Below are 21,009 nucleotides of genomic sequence, written 5' to 3'. Positions count from 1 at the left end.
CGCCAGCGCCTTTACCTCAAAAGGTAAGTGCTTAGCGAGGAAAGATAAATTCGACCTTTTTCTATAAGAGGCAACCGCAATTCAATTCCTGGCGGCATCAGTTAACGTAATCAGCGTCCTAGTTACCGTATTCCCGGAGCTGGTCGCCAATCTAACTCGGACATCGTCGCTGAGCAGTCTACTTCCAAGCTGCCAAAGAGCTTTTCCTTGATCCCCAACTTATCAAGCACATAGAACATGAGCGATTTGAACGGCTTGGGAAGATTGAAAATACGCCCCTCAATATTCATTGAGCGGCACAACGAAAGGTAAATCTGACTGGTGGACACTGAATAGCCATCGGAAACCAGCCAAAGATTTCCCGCTCCGGGAGCGACGGAGGGCGCCTCCGCACAACGCAAAATAACGTCGACCAGATTTTCGCGACTGATCAAACTGCGACGGTTCTCCACTCCAGCCAAGGGCAGCGGCGCCCGCAGCCGCGCTAATTTTTCTAATATCGCCAAATTTCCTTTGGCGCCATCTCCATAAACCAAAGGAGGCCGAATGATGTCAAAAGACATCGTAGATCCAGCAGACACTTCACGCAGAGCCTGCTCCCCCTCCCACTTGGATAGGGCATAGGGAGATGTTGGATTCGGAGAGTCGAGGGAAGTAAATGGTTGGCCAGGGGAAGTCCCCTCCCCATTAACTTTGATTGTGCTTAAATATATGAATTTCTTAACGCCAGACTTAACAGCCCATTGCGCAAGTTTTCTAGTCGCATCAGTGTTTGCGGCGCGGAATTCAGCTAAAGGATCAACTGCATCGTCTTTGACTTGATGAACCCGAGCCGCGCAATGAACAAGAATGTCGACCCCACACAGCAGCTCAACCCAGTTTTCGCTGTCATAAGCGGGAGACAACTCGACTTTGCCAGGAAATAGCGGCGGACAGTGGTCGGCTTTTCGGGAAGTACCGATGACAAAATGCCCTCGCGACGCAGCTTCTACAGCTAATGCAGAGCCGACAAAGCCCGTACAGCCGGTTATCAATATTCTCATTAAAGCAGGCAACCCAATCTAGATAATGCGCCATTATAGCTTGAGCTGCGCACTTAACCATCGCTGACCTGACACACATTAATGCATGCCAGACAAAAACCACTTATCGCTTGCGCTCCAATCATCACAGATCACTTTTTCAACCATTAGGACCTAAAGGTGGCCTGCACCTACTTGGCCACGCCTTTGGTCCAGATGGTTTATCAGATAGCTATATAAGGCAAACAGCCCAATAAATAAGGGAAACATCACATATTCAGGAATGGCGGCAACCTCCCCGACGACGCCAAACAGCATCAACAAAAAGTGACCGCCAACAATGATTAGAACAGCTCTATTAATTGAGACGCCACTATCAAGGAGAATATGATGAATATGGTCCCTGCCGGCAGTAAAAGGCGAGCGCCCGAGTTTAATGCGTCGCGCCATGACTCTACAGGTATCAAACAAAGGCGCCGCGAAAACCCAGAGTGCGGTTACAGGCTGCATCACTTGATGGTCCCCCTGGGATAGATCTATTGAGAACCAGGCTATAGAGAACCCAAGAAACATGCTTCCCGCATCCCCCATAAATACCCTTGCTCTCGGTTGACCCGGTCCCCGCATATTGAAATAAAGGAAGGCTGCAATCACGCTGATATACAGCAACAAAATGCCGGATTTGAACAGTCCGTCTCCAGCCAATAAACTCAGTAGATAGAACCCTAAAAACGTGACCAGGCTCACGCCTCCCGCCAAGCCATCGACGCCGTCCGCCATATTCAACGCATTGATGACTCCAACTACGCAGAACACTGTAACCGGCAATGCAAAAAAACCAAGCGCAATGTCCCCGACGCCAACCAAGTTACCCATATTCTGTAACGTTACTCCGCCAAACAACGCCATAACCAATGTCGCCGCCGTTTGCGCAGCAAATCGAGTCTTAACGCCCAGCTCGTTAAGATCATCCAGAATCCCTGTAGTCAGTATGATAATTAGCGCAACCACCAAAAGAAGAAAGTAGTCGTTTCCATGAGTGAGAATAACGCCACTGACGCAAAAGCCAAAAAACATGGCGACGCCCCCTATCAAGGGAACCTTGCCATCATGGGCCTTACGCCCTCCCGGCGCGTCAACCAGCTCTAATTTCTGAGACATCGGAATCAGTATTTTGTGCAGAATAATTGTTCCTACTAACACCAAACTATAGAAAGCCAACTGAAATAACGCGTCCATACACCCTTCTTATTCTTCGAGTAAAACCAGTTGAAAAGCCCTCCGGCGAGACCAGAGGCATGAGTCGAACAGCCAAATCGACGCCAAAACGCCCAAGGCGAGTTTGGCTTACGAGCTGGTACTACTTAACTTCTTGGTTTTTTATTCCGGCTGACTTTGACTTCTTGAGCACTGGCTCTAAGTCCCGGAGCTGAGCATTTCAGCGCCTCCAACCATCCACAGTCAGCATCTCAACAATCACTGGAGTCCTATTCACGCCTTGGACACTGACCGGATATGCAGGTGAGTTCTGGTTGGAGCAGTACTATTCAGCTTAGTCGCTTTCCCCCATTTTGCTTGCGATTTTCCTTACATATTTATTAGCGCTCATAAGCCCCTGCCCTCATTAGCTTAAAAGAAAAAGAAGGACCGCAACTCGTTAGAACCACAATTTATGAACGTGGATGGAAAACATGGCCAGTATGAAGCTACATACAACAAGCGGAGTGATGATTAATGAAAACTGTCATTTCGATTAAACGCATGACGGATAAACTCGTGAGAGTTCAAATAACGGAACCGACGCAATCCAACGCTTTTTTTACAACGATCTCCTCAGAAAAGTAATCGACCATCCTTTTTCTTGCTTCTCGCCCCATATTTTCCAAAGCCGCCCTGTCCATATCTATCACTTTGAAAAATACATTCGCCAGATCCCCCGCATCCTTGGGTTTACACAGCAACCCGGTCTCTCCCGGAGCTATAGATTGCCGACACCCTGGCGCATCAGAGACGATGGCGGGCCGCCCCATGCTGGCGGCTTCAAGCACCACTCTGGGCATTCCCTCACGATAGGAAGGCAAAACAACAACATGAGCAGCCTTAATCCACGGCTTCACATCTTCTTGATAGCCAATATATTCCACAATCCCACTGCTCACCCACTGCTCAAGCTCACTCTCCGAAATTGCGCTCTGATTACTTACGCCAGCAGGCCCGGCTAATAGAAACCTCACATTCTGATTCGTCTCTTTCACAATTCGAGCCGCTTCGACATACTCTCTTACGCCCTTATCTCCGATAAGTCTGCCAATCATCAGAAAGACTAAGTCTGTTTTTGGAAGCTCACTGAAGGAGAACTCATTAACGTTAACGCCCGACCCCGGCAATACATCCACTCTCCCCCCATTTATCAGCCCCATGCGGTCAAATAACTGCCGGTCTTCGTCATTTTGAAAAAAAACAGTATCCGCCCCGCCGTTAGAGACTTTAAATGCTTTCCTGGCAATTCTGAACAAGATAGAGTCATGGATAAACATAGTCCCCAACCCTGATATATTATTAGAGTAAGGGATTTTCAGAATTCTACATGCAAGTCCCGAGTACAGATTCATCTTGGGCGTAAAGTTAAAGACATGACTGGGAGAAATTGACTTTATTTTATTATATATAAATAACGCCGATTTTAACTCAGAAATTAACTTTGTGCTTTTTCCAACCATATTTACTTTCACATAGTTGGCACCCAACTGAGATAATTTATAAGAATACTCATCCGGCGGCGCGACACAATAAACTTCAGCCCCCTTATCCAAAAATGAGGTAATGGTAGACTTTCTAAACTTAAACAAATACCAGGACGTATTAGAACAAAGAACCACTCTGTATTTTTTCATATTTTCTTCCTAAAAATACAAAACGTCAGTGTTACAATTTCTCCTCACTTAGCCGCTGATAACTTTGAGACTTTCCGGATTGTATGCACTGACGCTTTTTTCTCTTGTGCTCTCAAGCCAAGCTTGAAACATGAGTATGTCCCAGAGGCTATAGGCCCAGTTTCTGCTTCCAGATAAATGCTCTTTCCATTTAAGACGAATGTCGGCGGGGTGAAAATAACCTTCATGGATCAGTCTTTTCTCATCCAACAGAGATTCAGCCCAATCTCTCAAAGGCCCCCTTAACCAATCTTGCAGTGGTATCCCAAAACCTACTTTAGGGCGGTTAAACAGCGTTTCAGGAATGTATCGGTAGAGCAGCTTTTTCAATATCCGCTTAGTGTCATTACCTTGGAGCTTAAACGCCATTGGCAACCTCCAGGCAAATTCAATAACTCTGTGGTCAAGAAATGGCGCTCTGGTCTCCAAAGAAACGCCCATAGCCGCGCGGTCCACCTTAACGAGAATGTCGTCCGGCAAATAGGTCACCAAATCCAGCGCCATCATTCTTTCCACATAGTTGTGTGGAAGCTGCAACTCACCTCCTGTTATCAGGGTAGCAGGCTCAGCCGCCCCTCTTACTACAGACGTTGGATCTCCCCAATGAGAAACCAGTTTGTAATACAAGTCGTCAATAGAACGACAATTGATGACGCCAGCGGCTTTGTGTAGCTTATCGCCAAAGTTGGAGAGGGCTTCTTTGTTACCGGTGAGCTGAAGAAAACCGCTATAGAGCGCATTCCACCGTTGAGGAGAAATTTTCGTCATACTTGCCGCCAGCAAACTCCTCAATGGCGCGGGCAAAAGAGAAAGTTTCCCCCATAGTCTTTTTGACAAAACATAGCGGTTATAGCCTGCGAAGATTTCATCGCCGCCATCCCCGGAGAGCGCCACTTTTACATGCGCGCCCGCAAGCTTGGAAACCAGGTAGCAGGGTATTTGAGATGAATCGGCGAAAGGCTCGTCATAAAGGGCAGGCAACTTGGGAATGACGGAAATAGCGTCCTTGGGCGTTACATAAAGCTCTGTATGCTCAGTCCCCAGATGAGAGGCGACAGACTTGGCGTATTCAGCTTCATTAAAGCCCGCCTCAGTGAATCCAATAGTATAGGTTTTTACTGGCCTAGAGGACCGTGATTGCATAAGCGCCACTACCGTTGAAGAGTCTATGCCTCCAGACAAGAAACCTCCTAATGGCACATCCGCGATCATTTGACGATCTACGACATTGAGCAGCAGAGCCTCCAGCGCATCCACCGCCTCATCTTCGCTTCCATTGAATGGCTCAGTAATAGCATTATTTATAACATCCGAGGCCGACCAGTAGGGCTTGGTCGTGGGGGTCCTACGGTTCAGGGAGACGTTCAGCAGGTATCCAGGAGGAAGTTTGCTTATCCCTCGGTATATGGAGTGAGGAGCAGGAATGCAGTTATGTCTGAGAAACAACGCTATAGCGTCTCTGTTTACCTCCCCCTTAAACTCAGGGTGCATGGTGATAGACTTAAGCTCGGAGCCAAATACAAACGCAGCGCGCCGACCGTCACCCAGCCAACCATAGTAGAGAGGTTTTTCTCCTACCCTATCCCTGCCAAGCGTCAGCGTCCTGGACAGCCGGTCCCATACAGCAAACGCAAACATGCCAACTGCGTCGGCGATTGTTTGCTCTATCCCCCATTTCTCAAAACCAGCTAATAAAGACTCCGTATCAGAACTTCCTCTCCAGCCAACGTCTCCAACCTTTTCCCTTAAATTCATGTGGTTATATATTTCGCCGTTAAAAGCGACAACATAACGCCCTGAATGGCTCATCATCGGTTGCCGGCCGGCTTCAGACAAATCCAGTATAGACAGTCTCCGATGCGACAAACCAACATGACTGTCCGGGTCGTACCAGATATTTCCATCATCCGGACCTCTGTGAGCAATGGCTTGTCCCATCTCACGAAGCAAGTCGGCGAAGCACGAGCCGTAGCCAAGTATCCCCGTTATTCCACACATACTAGTTTCTTATATCCTATTGCACAGTGGTATGGCTGACTGTCACTGAAATGTACATTGACAAGACCCGCGGCAGTCATCATTTCCTTTATTTCCTGCCGGCTAAACCTTTTTTCCAGCCTTGTGCCTAGTCGATCCAGTGCATCGGTTCTCATCATGTAAAACGATTTATCTTTGTAAAAACCAAGCGGCCAGCTATCAACTTTAAAACCCAGCTTATTCATCATTAGCGCCGTTCTCGCCAATGGCCAATATACGAATAAAGCGAATAGCTGACTGACTGGATATTTATATGCGCCTGGCAACGCAGAAACCGCTTTTCTTATGTAATCGCTCGCCTTCCATAGCCATTTATACCAAGCAGGTTTGTTATCAAAAGAGTAGTACAGATATATAAGGAAGGGGGCGCCTGGCTTTAGCTTCGTAACACAGTCAGCGATGCCCCTGCCCGTATCAGGGATGTGATGGAGCACGCCCAACGAGTATCCAAAATCCAGCGAATTATCCTCAAATGGCAGCGCACCAACGCCCGAGCGGTGAAAATCGCAATTCGGACAGGTCTTGAGCTTTTCTTTCGCGACCTCTATCGCTTCAGACGGGTCCACACAGTGCAACCGCCCAACACGTGGGGCGACATACTTCGCCCAACGTCCAGATCCGCATCCTACATCTACGCCTTCGGCATCAGGCGATATTCGCCGCCAGGGGAAAATAGCGAAGTAAGCATTAAACTGACGCTCTGCCTCATCCTGCGGCATTGCGTCCTGATTCAGCCGACTCCACTCCTCACCAAAATCGTTGACAACCTGTTGGTCAATGTTTCCATCAACGGGGATATCCCTCAGCTTGTTCATTAAAGGCAATCTCCTTCCTCCACAATGAATGGTAGGCGTTCACCATTCCAGCCATACTGTAGTTCTCACGTATTCGCTTTACGCAGGCTTCCTGCCTGGCCCTCCAAAGCTCTTGGTCTTGCATGGCTGTAAACGCCCCCTCGATAGCATCCGCCAACGCAATCGGGTCTTCGGGCGGCGCAGTCCAACCTGTATCGCCAATGATCAATCCGGCGTCGCCAACATCCGTAGAAACACAAGGAACGCCATACGACATCGCCTCAGCAACCACATTGGGCGCAGACTCCGCTGCGCTGGACAATACATGTACGTCCAGCCCGGCAAAGACTTCTCCAACACTGGAAGTGGGGCCCATCAGGCGAATAACCTCTCTTGCAACCCCAGAGGCGCAGATCATCTCTTGTAGACCGCCATTTTCATGCGTCATGCCTGGACCAACCAAATGGCAGATAAAATCGTCTCGCCGGTGCGAAAGTACTTTTAAAGCCTTAAATAAGGTCATGTGATCCTTATAAGGGTCATAGCGGGCGACCATGCCTATTACAATCTTCCGAATAGGGAGTTCTTTTACGCGACGGATAGATCCAAGCTCTATCGGAGCCTCTGGCGACTCGTATCCGTTGGGAATATGAACGAGCTTCTTGCCGTCATAACCTTGGTTTCGGTGCGACTCGATGGCGAACTTGGAGTTACTGACGATCCCCATGGGCAACCAATAGGAAAGTATCGCGCACAGCTTGACGACAATGCGCGTTGAAACAGGAGTTCTTCTCCTGTCGTAAGGACCTCTAATTCCCCAAAATATCGCTCTGCATGACGCGAATCTCGCCAATAATCCACCCACGAGATCAGCGTGGTACATCCAGGTTTGCACGATATCAGGCGATATTCGTTTGATCTCCCGAAAGAGGGCGACAACGGATGTTATGAGGGTTTTCTTATGCAACAGGTTGGCGGAAAAGACATATACCCCCGATGCTTCCAAGAGATCTCCGTAAACCCCTCGCCCTTTAAGGGAGACAACATAGTGAGAGTTGTCTTTGTCGGCCAGGCATAACCTCACCAGTGCAGCTTCCGCTCCGCCTCTATCCAGTGTTGTAATGACATGCATGATCCTCATTTAGGCCCCCTGTAAACGACAGTAATCTTTGATCGCTTTGGGGTCGAAGGATAAAGAGAGTGCGCCCAGCATGCCTAACCCCGTCCAAAATATCCTTCCTCTAACCACATCATGCGCCAACATAAATATCATTATTGACAAGACGGAAAACAAAAGTGGAATCAGTCTCACGGAGAAGCTGCTCGATAGCGCTTTATAGAACACATAAAAAGTAAGTGTAAGGAATAAAATAAAGCCATATATTCCCAGAGTAAAAAACAGCTCCACCCATGAATTATGCATATTCAGTCCATATAGAGTTATAAAGCTACCAGAGCCATAACCAACGGATAAAAAACTTAACGGCGACTCTTTAAGAAGATTTAAAAAATAGGAGAGAGTTCCAAATCGTTCCCCCATTGAACTGTCCATAAATACCGTTGATTTGTGCTCGAGAACAGCAAGCCCATAGTTGTCGACTCCAGACCCTCGCAGCTCATAAAGTATGCCAAAGCTCAGTGCAAAGTAGATAACTGACCCAACCACAAAAAAAAGTATTGAGGCTGTAAACACCCAAAACGAGCGTCTTATTTCATAGCTGGAATCCAGTCTTGATCTGATTACGCCAAACGGGACAGCCATAATAAAAACCAATGCAAAACTGATAATTCCCGCCCGAGAAGCAGATAACGCAAGCGATAGCAGCCCTAGAAAAAAAGTAAAGTAATCTAGTTTCGAAAATTTGAGCTTTTTGAAAATCAAACAACCCAACATATACGACAGGGAAAAGGATATAAGAAATCCATTTTTTGTTGGCCCATCTGAAACACCGCAAGCGATAAGCAGTGGAGGATCACCAGACGCCAGATACCTCGCAGGGAAGTAACTCCCTGTAGCGGTTTGAAGAATAACCAGGGTCGCATTAATAAAGACAAACGCCCTGATTACCAGTCCAATTAGCCTGAAATTAGAATAATCAGTACTTTCCTTTGCATATATATATGTCAGAATCATGAGTATATATGCCTGAAAATTAGCCCAGTTAGCCGTTCTGAAATTAATGACAAAACCCAACACTATTATCAAAATCAAGCCGACGACAAGGGCGTAATCCAACGGAAGCACCCAATGAGAGTCATGGCATCTTTTAATGACTGACGGCAACGTTATAAGCAGTCCGGCGATCATTAACCATGAGTGTAAAGAGCCAGGAAAAAATCTGGTCTGATAGTACAGGAAGAAAATACTGCACAAGAAAAGGAAAAATATAATTCTATTTATTTTTATTAAATTCACTGCATAGCCCTTTAAAAGAACGATCACACCCAATCAGCATGCAGAGTTCGCCTCTTTTAGAAACAGGCGCTCTGTACTTGCAACCATTCTCTCAACGCTAAATTCACTAACAACCCTCTTTCTCGAATAGTCGGATAACTGCTGGTAATCCTTCGGTGACATGGAAAAAATTTTATGCCAGGCCGAGCAAAGCTCCGATATTGATCGTGGCGCGACTACGACTCCGCCATCACCCAATACATACGCAGAGTCTCCGACATCAGTAACGACACATGGCACACCGGAGGACATGGCCTCGCCAATCGAGTTTGAAAATCCCTCCCCATAGATCGACGTTGAAGTATAGACATCAAACAAATTATAGAAAGAGGATACGTCGGTCTGCTTTCCGGCCCATACTATATGATTTTTCAAGCCGGCTTTTTCGGCCAGGTCACGTAACTTGTTTGAATACTCAGCGTTCCCGTCTCCCACCACTACGAAACAAGCCTCAGGATCATGATTATTTACATATTCGGACGCGGCATGTATAAAATACTCAAGTCCCTTCATAGGGTCATGTCTCGCCACTATACCAATAACTCTGGCGCCAAGAGATATGCCAAGCCTATTCCGCATGGATTCTCGTTCTCCTGAATTTGGCTTGAATTTCTCTGTATCAATACCATTGTGCACCACAGAAAAGTTTCTACTATTGAACCCTTCCCTAATTGCCTGAAGGCGCCCCGAGTTAGAGTTTGAAATTATCAAGTTTGAAAATCTTGACAATTTAACTTCAAGCCATCTTATAGCCTCATCCATTTTCGTATAAAGAGCCAAATCCATATTAGAAGATCTCAACCCCCATGCCAGCACGATATTCCTGTCAACCAATTTCGAGATTACCGCGACAATGGATGCAGCCCCCATATAAGAATAGATATAGTCGGGCCTCTCTCTTCTCAAGAACTTTATAAATGAGAATATAAATCCTATAAAATTCCATCGCCCCTTCTTCTCGAGAGAAATAACTCTGTAGTTTAAGCGATCATTTATCTCATACTCGAACTGGCTATAAAAAGTAAGAATAATAACTTCATGTTTGAGAGAAAGGCTTTCAGCAAGCAGCAAGAGCTGCCGTTCAGCTCCGCCAATATTAAGAGAGCGGATAAATAGAACGATCTTCATGAATCCTTCTCGCAATGATTGCCCTTTGTCATGATCTCCAGCGCATAAAAACAAGTGGTTCCGCCAGGCGACGCCATATCCCGGCGAATCGCTTCTTCCAACGCATGCTCATAAACTTCAGGGTTTTCCTTTCTCGGATCTCTCTTTCTTAAAATTCGAGGAAGCGTGATCCAGTCAAAATGCAATTTATTACAGCGGTCCGAACCAAGCCGATATAAAGTCTTACTAGCATTATCGTCAAACAGGTTAGTTATTTTTGAAATAGACTGTATCGAGTATTGGCGCACACCATGCCAAGGAAAAGTTCTAATGCAACTTTCTGACGGAATCAAATGAACCTGGTAGGTATTAGACTTTCTTGAACTCACATAATCGGCAAGTTGCCGAAAAAAGGTGAGATCTTCATCAAAGTGCTCAAGTGCGCTTTGCGTGAAGATAAAATTTTCATCGTCCAGGTAGCCGGAGACATTATTCGATGAGGCTTGAACGAAATTGAACCCGTACTTTTCACGATATTCAAACCATATTGGATTATCTGAAACATCAACGCCTTTATAATAAAACTCGTCTTTTATAAGTATTTTTAATATTTCTCCATATATTCCAGATCCACATCCTATCTCGACGGCGTTAATAGGATGTTCCAGAAAGTCCGTACATCTTTTCAATGGTATGGAATGCCAAAATAGATCACACAGCCTGCGCGCAGGCGAAACGCCTTCAGCTGTTTCAATTTCCCTAATATTATCTATTGCAAAGTTGGAAACGTGGATCCCTTTGTCAACAGGGCCGCCCCCTACAGTGTTATTGGCTGCATTAAGCAACATCCATTTCAACTTATCAAAAAATCCCAATCCATGGTCCGCATTAAGATTCCATAAAGAGGTTGATTTCTCCATATTCCGCCTCACAATTAATAATTATTATTTCTTCTTAACAGGCCTTGCCACGCCATAAAGATTTCTATGCGCTACAGAATACTTACCAAACCTTTTAATTATTTTCTCATTGAAAGAATAAATATTTGAGCTTTCAATAAATTCAACGTCATATCCCGCTCTCCTCAGGATAAGCTCTATTCTGCTCTGAGTACTGGGGTTACAATGGGAGAGTTTTTGAATCCTTTCCTTATATATTTTCCCTGTTTTGGCTACCAGGAAAATATCCAACAGAAGCGCATACATTCTTGTTATTCGTTCGAAAGCCTTTTCAGACATCCACTTAAAGGGCCACAAAGGCCACGTGAGAAAGTCGCGACTATAGAAAATATAGTCATACTGCAGAGGAAAAGTGTAGAACACGAGGGCCCCATCCGAACGCATTTGTCGACGAATGCCCTGCAACAGAGCGCCAAGCTCGTCATCATGTAAATGTTCAAATATGTCGAAGCACAGCGCGATATCAAATTTTTCCTCATCCGCAAGTTCTAGTTCCGCGACATCACATAACTGGAAGTCAACCAAAACCCCTTCTTCTTCAGCAAGATCATGACCGATACGAAGAGCGGATGCATCGAAATCAACGCCCACAGAGGTGAAGCCTCTCAGCGCCATTTCTATCGCGATGGTGCCCACCGAACAGCCGACATCAAGAGTGCGAATTTGCTTATTGGATTCATAACTCAGCTTCGGCAGTACATATTTGTCGACCAGATGATGAGCCAGCTCTATCCTTGAACGCCAATGGTTCGCCTTTCTGTTTTTATGCTTATCAACCTGAGAGGCTTGGTAATCCTCTCCATATTCAAATGAGGTCTCTTTAGGCAGGGTTAGCATTCCAGTTACCTTCCTCTGATAATTTTTAATAGTGCTCAAAACGCGCTGGCGATTGCGCTGGGCGTTGTCTTACTGGATGAAATCACTCGGGCGGGAACCCCAACCGCAACGGCATAATCAGGAATATCTGTGTTAACAACGCTACCAGCGCCAATAATTGCGTGCTTACCGATTTTAACGCCGTCCAAAACCTTACATCCCGCACCAAGCCATGAGTAATCGCCTATTTCTATCCCCTTGGTGAAGACCTCTTTTTTATACAAAGGCGTGCTTTCGTCTCCAGGTGTATGGTTTGCAGGGATAACCACCACATGCGCGGCGATCCGCACTCCCGTCCCTATTCTGAGACCTCCATGGCCGTACAAGATTGAAAATGGGTTAAGGCTGCAGTTATCTCCTATGTATATGCTTCCTCCATATGAAAGAATCATAGAATAACTGTGCAACTCACAGTTCCGCCCAATGTATATATGTCCTCCTTGGTTCGCCTTAACTTTGCAATTAAGCGGCACTCTGGTCGAAGGTGAGATCTGGACATCACTTCGAAAATAGCGAACTTTGTTCCAAACGCCATTTAAATAACTCTTCCACTGCATATCAGCCTCCACTGCCCGTTAGCTTTAACGACCCGTCATAAACAGAGTGGGAGCAGGGTTCATAGAAATAGTCATAAACGGCGGCATACGCTTTTTTGAGGTTCTCAAGGTCATCTTCACTTAAGGCTCGGGGGTTTTCACCAAACATCCTATTTACTTCCCCATCGAACACTTTGCTGCGGCAATCAGACAAAAATTCGATGATTCGAGTCTTCAATTCTTCAGGAGGGAGGTCTTCGTGATCGAGATCATGAATCAGTTCAGGTAAGTCCGTAGGCGACTTGCACAGTCGTACAGTAGGAAGATCGTTATAATAGTTATTGGCGAAAGTGATTACTTTCTTACCCATCAACCCAGCCTCATGACCAATGGTTCCAGTAAGCGTAAAGACGATTTTCGCCCTTTCTATCAAAGTACGTGAGTCGTATTGGTCATGTACGAGCTTAACACCCGGTATTTGGCTGATTTTTCTATAGAACCGCAGTGACTTCCCATCAATATCGGTAGGATGAATTTTAACCAGAAGCACACTACCTACCGGAATGCTCCTCGCCACGAACGTAATGAGAGAAATCTGGTCGGAAAAGTAAGCCCCCGCCACATCAATGGAAGATTCAGGCTGGGTATGTAACGCATAGATATAAAACTCGCGTTCCAGGTTGATCGCGCTCCAGGGCTTGAACAAGTTAAATAAAATCATGTTCACCCTTCTCCGCATGTACATCGTCACAATCCTGGGAAGGGTATATCTTGACCAGTTATTACCTTTGTCATGCTTACTTCTGTCAAGCAAGTTAGCAAACACTGCAGCATGAGGTTTAAGTAGCTTTACAGTATCTCGCAGGCTTCGAGCGGATATTTTCAGCGCAGGCCGCTGCTTTGCTTCTTTGAATTCATGCAAAACCCGATGCGCCCAATCATAGTCGGCTTTTGATTTTTTCCTGAACGTGATAAGCGTGTCCGTCTCATGCGTTGTGCAAAATCCATATGTATTCAGTGGAATCCGCAGTCGAGTTGGAACAATCCATGGAATATCCAAAGAACGGCAGACCATCATCGTCATTAGCTGTAATGCCGTATCCCTTCCACTACTGACCAGATTGATCTCGTTCTTAGCCAAGAAGTCCGTGATCACCCGTCGCAAATGCTCCATATAACAGAGCGCATCATCCGGGCGGATTTTGTTCAGTATCCTGTCCATCAGGATAATGTTATTTATTTTGGGTGAGCCGCACTGCTCTATCGCAGCAAGGTTGTCCCGGCATTCTTTCTCATTAAACATGCCGTAGCGAAACCCGGCATTAGTGTCCAATACACGGGACCTTGGAATACGCAGTTGTTCTGTGATGACGCGATATTCAGACGTTGTAATACAAATCCAATAGACTTCGAACCCTGTTTCTTCCAGCGATTTTGCAAACCCAAGAAAATACTGACCTGGGTAACTGACAAGCGCTATTTTTTTCATGTCTCGCTCCAATATCTTTTATTTATATTTTGAAGCCGCCTTAATTAAGCGCTCTTACAGAATCAATTTGGTTAACTCTTCCGCAATCCTTGATCCAGCTTTGCCCACGCCAAATCGTTTATCTGACTTATATCTACCATGCTCCAACTGCTTCATGATCAGATCTGATATCTGATTCCTTTCATAATTGGAGAAGGCTATGTTATTTCCGTGCTCCCTCCCTTGTTGTCTATCGCCAACCAAAACAACCGGAGCGCCAAGGAACGAGCCTTCCCGAATGAATGATGAGGAGTTGCCGACACAGCAGACCGCATTATTCAGTACGCGAGCGTAGTCTTCCGGCGGAAAGTTCTTAAAGTAAAAGATAGGCGCATCCATGTTATTTTCACGGAAATGTCGAATTCCTTTGGAGACATGATCACTGCCTGCGTCGATATTCGGCCACATCACGATTTTCTGAATATCCTTCACCAGCTTTAACGCCTCAAGCGTCTCACTGACTTGCTCAAAGCCGTGCCCATAGGCGGTCGTAACCGGATGTTGCAACATCAGGATGTAAGGCTTGCTCCAATCTACCGGCTTACCGACCCCCTGATACTTTTTCATGTCTCTAGGGTCCAGCGATAAGTCGATATCACAAAGCAAATCTATCGCCGGGCAACCATAGTTAAATACGTACCGGGGATTTTCCCCCATCGAGATAACACGTTCGGCGGACATTTCAGACGCGACGAAATGCACATCCGCCAGCTTGGTGATGGCATGGCGCACCCTGTCGTCGATATTCCCACTCACTTCTCCCCCTTGCAGGTGCACTAAGGGGATATTCAAATAGGTCGCGGCAACTGCTGTCGCCATGGTTTCAAATCGATCCGCCACCGTTACCACCATATCTGGCTTGAGATCTTCGAACGCCGTCGTCAACTCCACAATTCCCATGCCAGTGGACTTCGCCTGAGTAGACAGCGTCTCACCTTCAACGACATAGTAAATCGATCTCAAGGGGGTAAAGCCGTCGGCTTTTATGACGTCGATCGCCCTCCCAAACCGCTCCAGCAAGGTTGAAGCGCCAACGATCAATTGCAGCTCTAAATCAGGAGACTCCTGAACGGCGCGCATAACTGACTTGACCCGGCCATAGTTGGCCCGGCTGGCGACCACCACACATATTTTTTTCTTCATAGCAAATCATCCTTCTCGATAAAGTCCCAGGCTTTTTTCGATTGGCGTAAACTACGGCCGACTACTTGGCGAAAGCTATTCACTGGAATACCTGCGCCATATGGTTTCTTACCTTCCAAATCAGCAAAAGTCAGAGTCTCACCTGCTTCAATATCTCTATTCACAGCAAGAGACTTACCAAACATAGTCCTCAATTTTTCTTTTTCATCATCAATCTCTTTCCCTTCACCTTCCGATCTGGCCTGCTCGATACAGCGCACGCCATCGACCATCCTCTTGAACTCTTGGATATTCATCGACGCGCAGGCGTCGGGGCCAAACATGTTCTGGTCAAACGTAATGTGAGCCTCCACAACGGACGCTCCCAAAGCGACAGCGCCGATGGCGGGATAGCAAGTTCCTGAATGATCTGACAGGCCAACCGGACATTCGAAACGTTCTTTAAACCGCCTCAGCCAGGCAAGCCCGATACTTTCAGGTTTAGTCGGATACTGCGTCGTGCATTGCAGCAGTGCGAAGGGAGCGCCATGCTCTTTTATGACTTCCACGGTTCTTTCCAGCTCAGATATGGAGCTGAGTCCGGAAGACAGAATAATCTCCCTGCCGGTGCGTATGATTTTGTCTATAAGCAGCAGATTATGAACATCTCCTGACCCTACCTTATACCGCTTGACTCCCAGCTCTTGCAGCAGGTCAACCGCAACGTTCGAGAAAGGCGTGGCGAGAAATTCAACGCCCAGGGAGTCGCAGTGCCGTTTGACCTCTCTCCACTGCTCCAAGGAAAGTTCCATACGCTTCCAATACTCATAGCGAGAGTTGTCTACATAGGAAAACTTTTTCCTGAACGGCTCCAGCGGGCTGCTTTCTGCGTCGGCAATGTGAAGCTGGAACTTGACTGCATCGGCCCCAGTAGAGGCGGCCGCATCAATCAGCGAATGCAGAATGCCTATGCTGCCGTCATGCGCCTGTCCTATTTCAGCGATAACGAAGGTTCGTCCTTGTTCTTCATAGTTGCTTATATTCATGATTTTCCTTTATGAAGGACTGAAGAAGGTGCACAATATGGCGTTCAGTCTTCGCCATTGAAGTTGTCGTTGCTCCCGCGATGTGAGGCGTTATCAGCACATCGCTTCTATACGAAATATCCCTCCACTTCTTCAGACTATCCGGGTTGTTCTCATGACTGACGACATCCAGCGCGACGCCGGCAAACACCCCATCATTAATCGCTTGAACCAGAATGTTTTCATTTACCAGCTCACCCCGGGCTGTGTTCACAAAGTACTTCCCTGCCAAAGCGGCTATTTCTTCATCGCCAATACAAGGAGGCTCGCCATTCTTATGTGAAGCGCAGAGAACGATCACGCGGCAGTTTGCGATCATGGGTAGAACGCCAGCTTCTCTGCGCCAGGAAGAGTTCGTCACGACGATATCTTTTATGTCGAAATAGTGAATCCGGGCTCCAAACGCAGAACAGTATTCCGCAACACGGCTCCCTACCCGCCCCATTCCAATGATTCCGACCGCCATACCGAACAGCTCTTCTCCTCTAAGCCTGTCGCGATCCCAAACGCCATTAGATACTTGTAAAACCGCAGATTTGTAATTTCTCAGAAGCGCCAGAATCAGCCCAAAGGTGTGCTCTGGCGTCGCTCGAATGGTTTTCAGAAATTCGACCTCGCCCCTCAAACTGATCAGTCTAATACCCCTTTTACTGAGCTCGGTTTCATCAATGTGAGTGTGTCCAGTGGTAGGAGAGCAAATAACACGTAACTTTGGAGCTTTAGCTAAAAAGCCGGCGTCGATCTGGTGGGCAAGTCGTATGAAGATGACATCTACAGCAGCCAAAAACCGCTCCAGGGAAGCGCCGCTATAGAGACAAACCTCTCCAAGCATCGCCAAGCGCCCCATTGCTTCCTGGCAGAAATTATCAGGCTCCAGTATTCCTATCTTCATAAGATATGATCGCTCTAAGAAGTTTCAGATCACTTTCCGTATCAATATCTACCGAGTCGTATTTGCTCATTTCCATAAGCATAGGATTGTCGCAAACAAGTTTTAGTTGTTTTTTAATGAATGGAACGCGGGTCATATACAGCGCTCCATTTCGCACCAGTATGGGTTTTATTTCCTGCCTTCTAACACCCTGATTGTGCATCGCGCTTTTGGGGATAAGCCTCCCTTTATCAGCGCGTTCATAACTCACCAGTTCGTTTATGTAATCCTCCTGATAACAGGAAATCATCGAGTCGGCGTCGCTGCACTCAAACAACTCAATGGCCTCACCAATTGCTTCCGCATTTCTGAGGGGGCTGGTAGGCTGCAACAGCAACACAGCATCAAAGGGCTCGTCTTTACTTTCGAAAAAATCAATCGCATGCAGCACATAGCTGACGGCTTTTGCAGTATCCGTCGCCGCCGCCTCAGGCCTCATAAAGGGCACTTCCGCGCCTAATGCCTTGGCCACACCTGCAATCTCTCTATCATCTGTGGAGACAATGCACTTTGTTATCGCCCCCATTGCAGCCAGCTCCGCTCCGGTTTCAATGGAGAACTGAATAAGAGGCTTTCCGCATACATCAGCCAGATTTTTCCTTGGTATCCCTTTGGACCCGCCTCTCGCGGGAATAATCGCAAGTGTTTTCATGGGGTATTTCTAATCCAGATACTCTCTGGCCCATAGCTCCAGATTAAGCCATTGCCAGATATAGAATGAGTTATCCTGATCGCCATTCAGGTAAGCGTTGTATAGCTGCCCGGCTTTATCAGGGCATACCCAATTCCGGCTTCTAAAACTCTCGGAAACCAGAATATTTTCAATCCAGGGCCGCCAGTCTTTGGCGATCCACTCTCTCTGAGGCGATTGCACCGACCGCTTGGGACAATAGGCGACTTCAGCGCCGCCTCGTTTCGCCAATATATCCCTGAATATTCGTTTGGTTCCTTTTCCTCCTATTAATTTTTCTGTTGGAATCGCAAAGGCAAACTCAACCAAACGATGGTCCAGAAAAGGCACCCTTAACTCTCTTGAGTGGGCCATGGAAACCCGGTCATTGAACCTCAGGCCTCTTGGAATTTTGTTGTGCAGAAGGTCTACGGCCGCCGCTTGCTTTACCGGATCGCCAAAATAGGTTGGAACGCATGACGACAATCCTGGTTCATGTAAAAGACTGGGCGAGATGGCTTCAGGCCTGACGCCCCTGCTACCATCAATCGCCTCCCCGACTGCCGCAGCCTTATACTTCTCACCCCAGAATAGGAAATACTCCTGCTCTCGCGAGCGATATTCAGAATCAGTAGAGGATGACTGTATGTATTGCTGGTGGTATCGCTTATAGCCCAGAAATGTTTCGTCAACGCCATTGCCATCCAAAAGCACCGTCACGTTATTCTTTCTGGCAAGCTCATAGGTAAAGTTGTATCCACATACAGAGACGCCGCCAAACGGCTCAGCCTGGTCGCGGGTAGTTTTCAGAATGGATGTGTAAATCATCTCGGAAGTTAAACTCGCTACATGCAAGTCTCCTCCCTGGGAAATCTCATTTACCCAGGGTAACTCCGAATATCCCTCATAATCCTGCGTAAAAAGATGCGCCGCGCCTAATTGTTCAACAGCCATCCGCACCAGCATTGAGGAATCAACGCCGCCGGAAACGTTAAGCCCAACGTCAACATCAGCGATGAGATTAGACTTCACAGCCTGCTCGATCAGCGTGGATGCAGTTTGATATATTTCCTCATCCGTCGCTTTTGACAAGTCAGGAATATTCTCTGTTACGCGATACCATTTACTGTCCGCCCATGTTCCTGTGCTCAGATCAATTTCTATCAGTCCACCGGCGCCAACAGAATAAATGTGACGAAAAAACGTGTGGTGGGTATGGTCGTACAAACCATATTCAAGATAGTCCCTGATGGTTGAAAGGTTTTCGCTGGCGGAGCGCCGGGTATACAGAATGGGTGGAATCTCACTGGCGGCTATCCATTGACCGCTTTCTATATTTCTTGAAAAGTAGAAAGGCTTGATGCCAAACCTGTCACGGGCTAAATACACCTTTCCCGCAGTATTGTCATAGACGGCGAAAGCAAACATCCCCACCAGTTTTTTAAGGCAGTCAGCCCCCCACAGACACCAGGCGGCTAATAACACTTCTGTATCGCTGCGGGTGGACCAGTTCCAGCGCAAACCTATTTCGTCCCGGATCTCCTGATAGTTATAAATTTCACCGTTATAAATGATAGTGTACTCGCCACAGGGTGAAATATAAGGCTGATTAGCCGTCTGAGAGCGATCAATAATCTTGAGACGCGCATGCCCCAGAAACAGGCGATCATTTTTATACAACTTATAACCCTGCGCGTCCGGGCCTCTGTGTTTCAGCATACCCAAAGAAGTTTCCGCATCGCTTCTAACGACGCCAGAAGGATCAAAAATTGCAATTAAGCCGCACATATCTTCTCGCTGCGTTTCCGATGAATCAGAAATTGACCGTCGCTCCAGGTTGACCCCATATATTGCTTGGCCAGTATGGCTTCGATACACATCCTTATTTGCTTTGCTCTCGCGGCCAGAGAATGCTGTGCGGCGACTAACTTCCGTCCCGCATTGGCGATCTGTTGTGCATGAGGATCATGGATAAGCTGCGCCAAACGATCAGGGAGTTCTTCCGGCGCTGTTTCCAGATAGTGCTCCCCATGCCTAAACCCGGCATCGCCATACCCAATACAAGGCGTACATAACAAAACCGCTCCTGCGGCGGGAATCTCAAAAAACTTCCGAATTGGCATGCCAAATCCACCCTTAGCCGTATAGACAAATTTGGTGGAGCCCAAGCTTCGGTGAAAGAGCTCATTGAATAGTTTTAGCGGTATATGTTTCGAGTAGACAGGCGCACCCAGCTTATTGGCGAGCCTGAAGAAGTTAAAATAATGCTTAGGCGCCAGCTTAAAGCTGGAGCGGCTCAGCTTTTCGCTGGCCTGTTTTCTTAGATAGTAATCAATACCAGGAATCGATGAGTCATAGCGCCGGTCGCTTAGCGGAAGATAGGAGAACTCGTTGTGAGCGATATAGTGTAGCGCGGTAATAAAGCGTTCAGGCTGCGAAACAGCAAAGTCATACCAGGCATCGGATAATCGGTTGGCTTTTTTAATATAGTGTTTTTCCTGTTGAGCGAAGGCGGGAAGCTCAGATAGCGGCTGAATAAATTGATGATTGGGACCCACTACTGTCAATCCTTGCGCCAACAATCGATCAATTTGCTCCTGCGTCGCTGCGTAATAGTCAAACGATAGCGTCGACACCAACTTCACCGGCGCCTGCGCTTTCCCAATATTCGTTTTGATATCTTTGATAAAACCGTCAACGCATCTAAGCTTGAAATCTTTCGCCACACTCCGTTGCAGGAAGGCGACCAATCTATCTGCAGGCTCATTGATGTCATCGACAAAGACCGGACACCATGGTCCTACAAATACCGCATCATAGGGGCCAGACTCATCAATCCATCGCAACAGGCCTCGCTCAAGCGCCTCTTCCGAGACAAAACCCGGCCCGTAAAAGTCTGAATCCGGAGCAATTTCGGCAATAAGCGCCGGCATCAAACTGGCGGTTGGATTCAT

General features: G+C 47.0%; 18 protein-coding genes. All 18 read right to left on the bottom strand.

The genetic code is table 11. The features are described 5' to 3' along the window. Positions 1 to 122: 122 nt before the first annotated feature. A complete protein-coding gene (locus EUZ85_RS13475) occupies positions 123 to 1,043 on the bottom strand; it encodes an NAD-dependent epimerase/dehydratase family protein (protein ID WP_129498739.1) in 921 nt (306 codons plus the stop codon). 153 nt (positions 1,044 to 1,196) lie between these two features. Beyond that, the gene (locus tag EUZ85_RS13470; protein WP_164887236.1) at positions 1,197 to 2,099 is read right to left on the bottom strand and encodes an MraY family glycosyltransferase; all 903 of its coding nucleotides are present in this window, start codon (positions 2,097 to 2,099) and stop codon (positions 1,197 to 1,199) included. Between the two features lie 707 nt (positions 2,100 to 2,806). Continuing rightward, positions 2,807 to 3,916: a glycosyltransferase family 4 protein gene (locus tag EUZ85_RS13465; protein WP_127969779.1), complete on the bottom strand. Its 1,110-nt coding sequence runs from the start codon at positions 3,914 to 3,916 to the stop codon at positions 2,807 to 2,809. Between the two features lie 48 nt (positions 3,917 to 3,964). Beyond that, on the bottom strand, positions 3,965 to 5,953 hold the full coding sequence (gene asnB / locus EUZ85_RS13460; RefSeq protein ID WP_127969778.1) for an asparagine synthase (glutamine-hydrolyzing): 1,989 nt from the start codon (positions 5,951 to 5,953) through the stop codon (positions 3,965 to 3,967). Next, positions 5,941 to 6,807, bottom strand: a complete 867-nt coding sequence (locus EUZ85_RS13455) for a class I SAM-dependent methyltransferase (RefSeq protein WP_127969777.1) — start codon at positions 6,805 to 6,807, stop codon at positions 5,941 to 5,943. The genes asnB (EUZ85_RS13460) and EUZ85_RS13455 overlap by 13 nt, the downstream gene beginning before the upstream one ends. Then, complete coding sequence (locus EUZ85_RS13450; RefSeq protein ID WP_127969776.1) at positions 6,779 to 7,927, bottom strand: glycosyltransferase; 1,149 nt, start codon at positions 7,925 to 7,927, stop codon at positions 6,779 to 6,781. Before EUZ85_RS13450 ends, EUZ85_RS13455 begins: the two co-directional genes overlap by 29 nt. Further along, positions 7,928 to 9,022, bottom strand: a complete 1,095-nt coding sequence (locus EUZ85_RS13445; RefSeq protein WP_127969775.1) for a hypothetical protein — start codon at positions 9,020 to 9,022, stop codon at positions 7,928 to 7,930. It lies immediately after the preceding gene. Between the two features lie 213 nt (positions 9,023 to 9,235). Then, complete coding sequence (locus EUZ85_RS13440) at positions 9,236 to 10,369, bottom strand: glycosyltransferase (RefSeq protein ID WP_127969774.1); 1,134 nt, start codon at positions 10,367 to 10,369, stop codon at positions 9,236 to 9,238. Beyond that, a complete protein-coding gene (locus EUZ85_RS13435; RefSeq protein ID WP_127969773.1) occupies positions 10,366 to 11,268 on the bottom strand; it encodes a hypothetical protein in 903 nt (300 codons plus the stop codon). The genes EUZ85_RS13440 and EUZ85_RS13435 overlap by 4 nt, the downstream gene beginning before the upstream one ends. Before the next feature lie 24 nt (positions 11,269 to 11,292). Continuing rightward, positions 11,293 to 12,144, bottom strand: a complete 852-nt coding sequence (locus EUZ85_RS13430; protein ID WP_127969772.1) for a bifunctional 2-polyprenyl-6-hydroxyphenol methylase/3-demethylubiquinol 3-O-methyltransferase UbiG — start codon at positions 12,142 to 12,144, stop codon at positions 11,293 to 11,295. Positions 12,145 to 12,179: 35 nt separating this feature from the next. Then, positions 12,180 to 12,740 (bottom strand): acyltransferase, encoded by a 561-nt coding sequence (locus EUZ85_RS13425; RefSeq protein WP_127969771.1) that lies wholly within the window; start codon positions 12,738 to 12,740, stop codon positions 12,180 to 12,182. 1 nt (position 12,741) lies between these two features. Further along, positions 12,742 to 14,208: a hypothetical protein gene (locus EUZ85_RS13420; RefSeq protein ID WP_127969770.1), complete on the bottom strand. Its 1,467-nt coding sequence runs from the start codon at positions 14,206 to 14,208 to the stop codon at positions 12,742 to 12,744. Between the two features lie 54 nt (positions 14,209 to 14,262). Further along, positions 14,263 to 15,390, bottom strand: a complete 1,128-nt coding sequence (neuC, locus tag EUZ85_RS13415) for a UDP-N-acetylglucosamine 2-epimerase (protein WP_127969769.1) — start codon at positions 15,388 to 15,390, stop codon at positions 14,263 to 14,265. Beyond that, positions 15,387 to 16,415 carry an N-acetylneuraminate synthase family protein gene (locus EUZ85_RS13410; RefSeq protein WP_127969768.1) on the bottom strand — a complete coding sequence of 343 codons (1,029 nt, stop codon included), beginning with the start codon at positions 16,413 to 16,415 and terminating at the stop codon, positions 15,387 to 15,389. Before EUZ85_RS13410 ends, neuC begins: the two co-directional genes overlap by 4 nt. After that, positions 16,396 to 17,346: a D-isomer specific 2-hydroxyacid dehydrogenase family protein gene (locus EUZ85_RS13405; RefSeq protein WP_127969767.1), complete on the bottom strand. Its 951-nt coding sequence runs from the start codon at positions 17,344 to 17,346 to the stop codon at positions 16,396 to 16,398. The genes EUZ85_RS13410 and EUZ85_RS13405 overlap by 20 nt, the downstream gene beginning before the upstream one ends. Further along, complete coding sequence (locus EUZ85_RS13400; RefSeq protein WP_127969766.1) at positions 17,321 to 18,037, bottom strand: cytidylyltransferase domain-containing protein; 717 nt, start codon at positions 18,035 to 18,037, stop codon at positions 17,321 to 17,323. The genes EUZ85_RS13405 and EUZ85_RS13400 overlap by 26 nt, the downstream gene beginning before the upstream one ends. A gap of 9 nt (positions 18,038 to 18,046) precedes the next feature. After that, positions 18,047 to 19,843: an asparagine synthase (glutamine-hydrolyzing) gene (gene asnB / locus EUZ85_RS13395; RefSeq protein WP_127969765.1), complete on the bottom strand. Its 1,797-nt coding sequence runs from the start codon at positions 19,841 to 19,843 to the stop codon at positions 18,047 to 18,049. Further along, a complete protein-coding gene (locus EUZ85_RS13390) occupies positions 19,831 to 21,009 on the bottom strand; it encodes a glycosyltransferase (protein ID WP_164887235.1) in 1,179 nt (392 codons plus the stop codon). Before EUZ85_RS13390 ends, asnB (EUZ85_RS13395) begins: the two co-directional genes overlap by 13 nt.

The sequence above is a fragment of the Hahella sp. KA22 genome (assembly GCF_004135205.1).
Lineage (GTDB): Bacteria > Pseudomonadota > Gammaproteobacteria > Pseudomonadales > Oleiphilaceae > Hahella.
The sequence above is the reverse complement of the archived record's forward strand: the minus strand, read 5'-3'. Positions and strand labels throughout refer to the sequence as shown.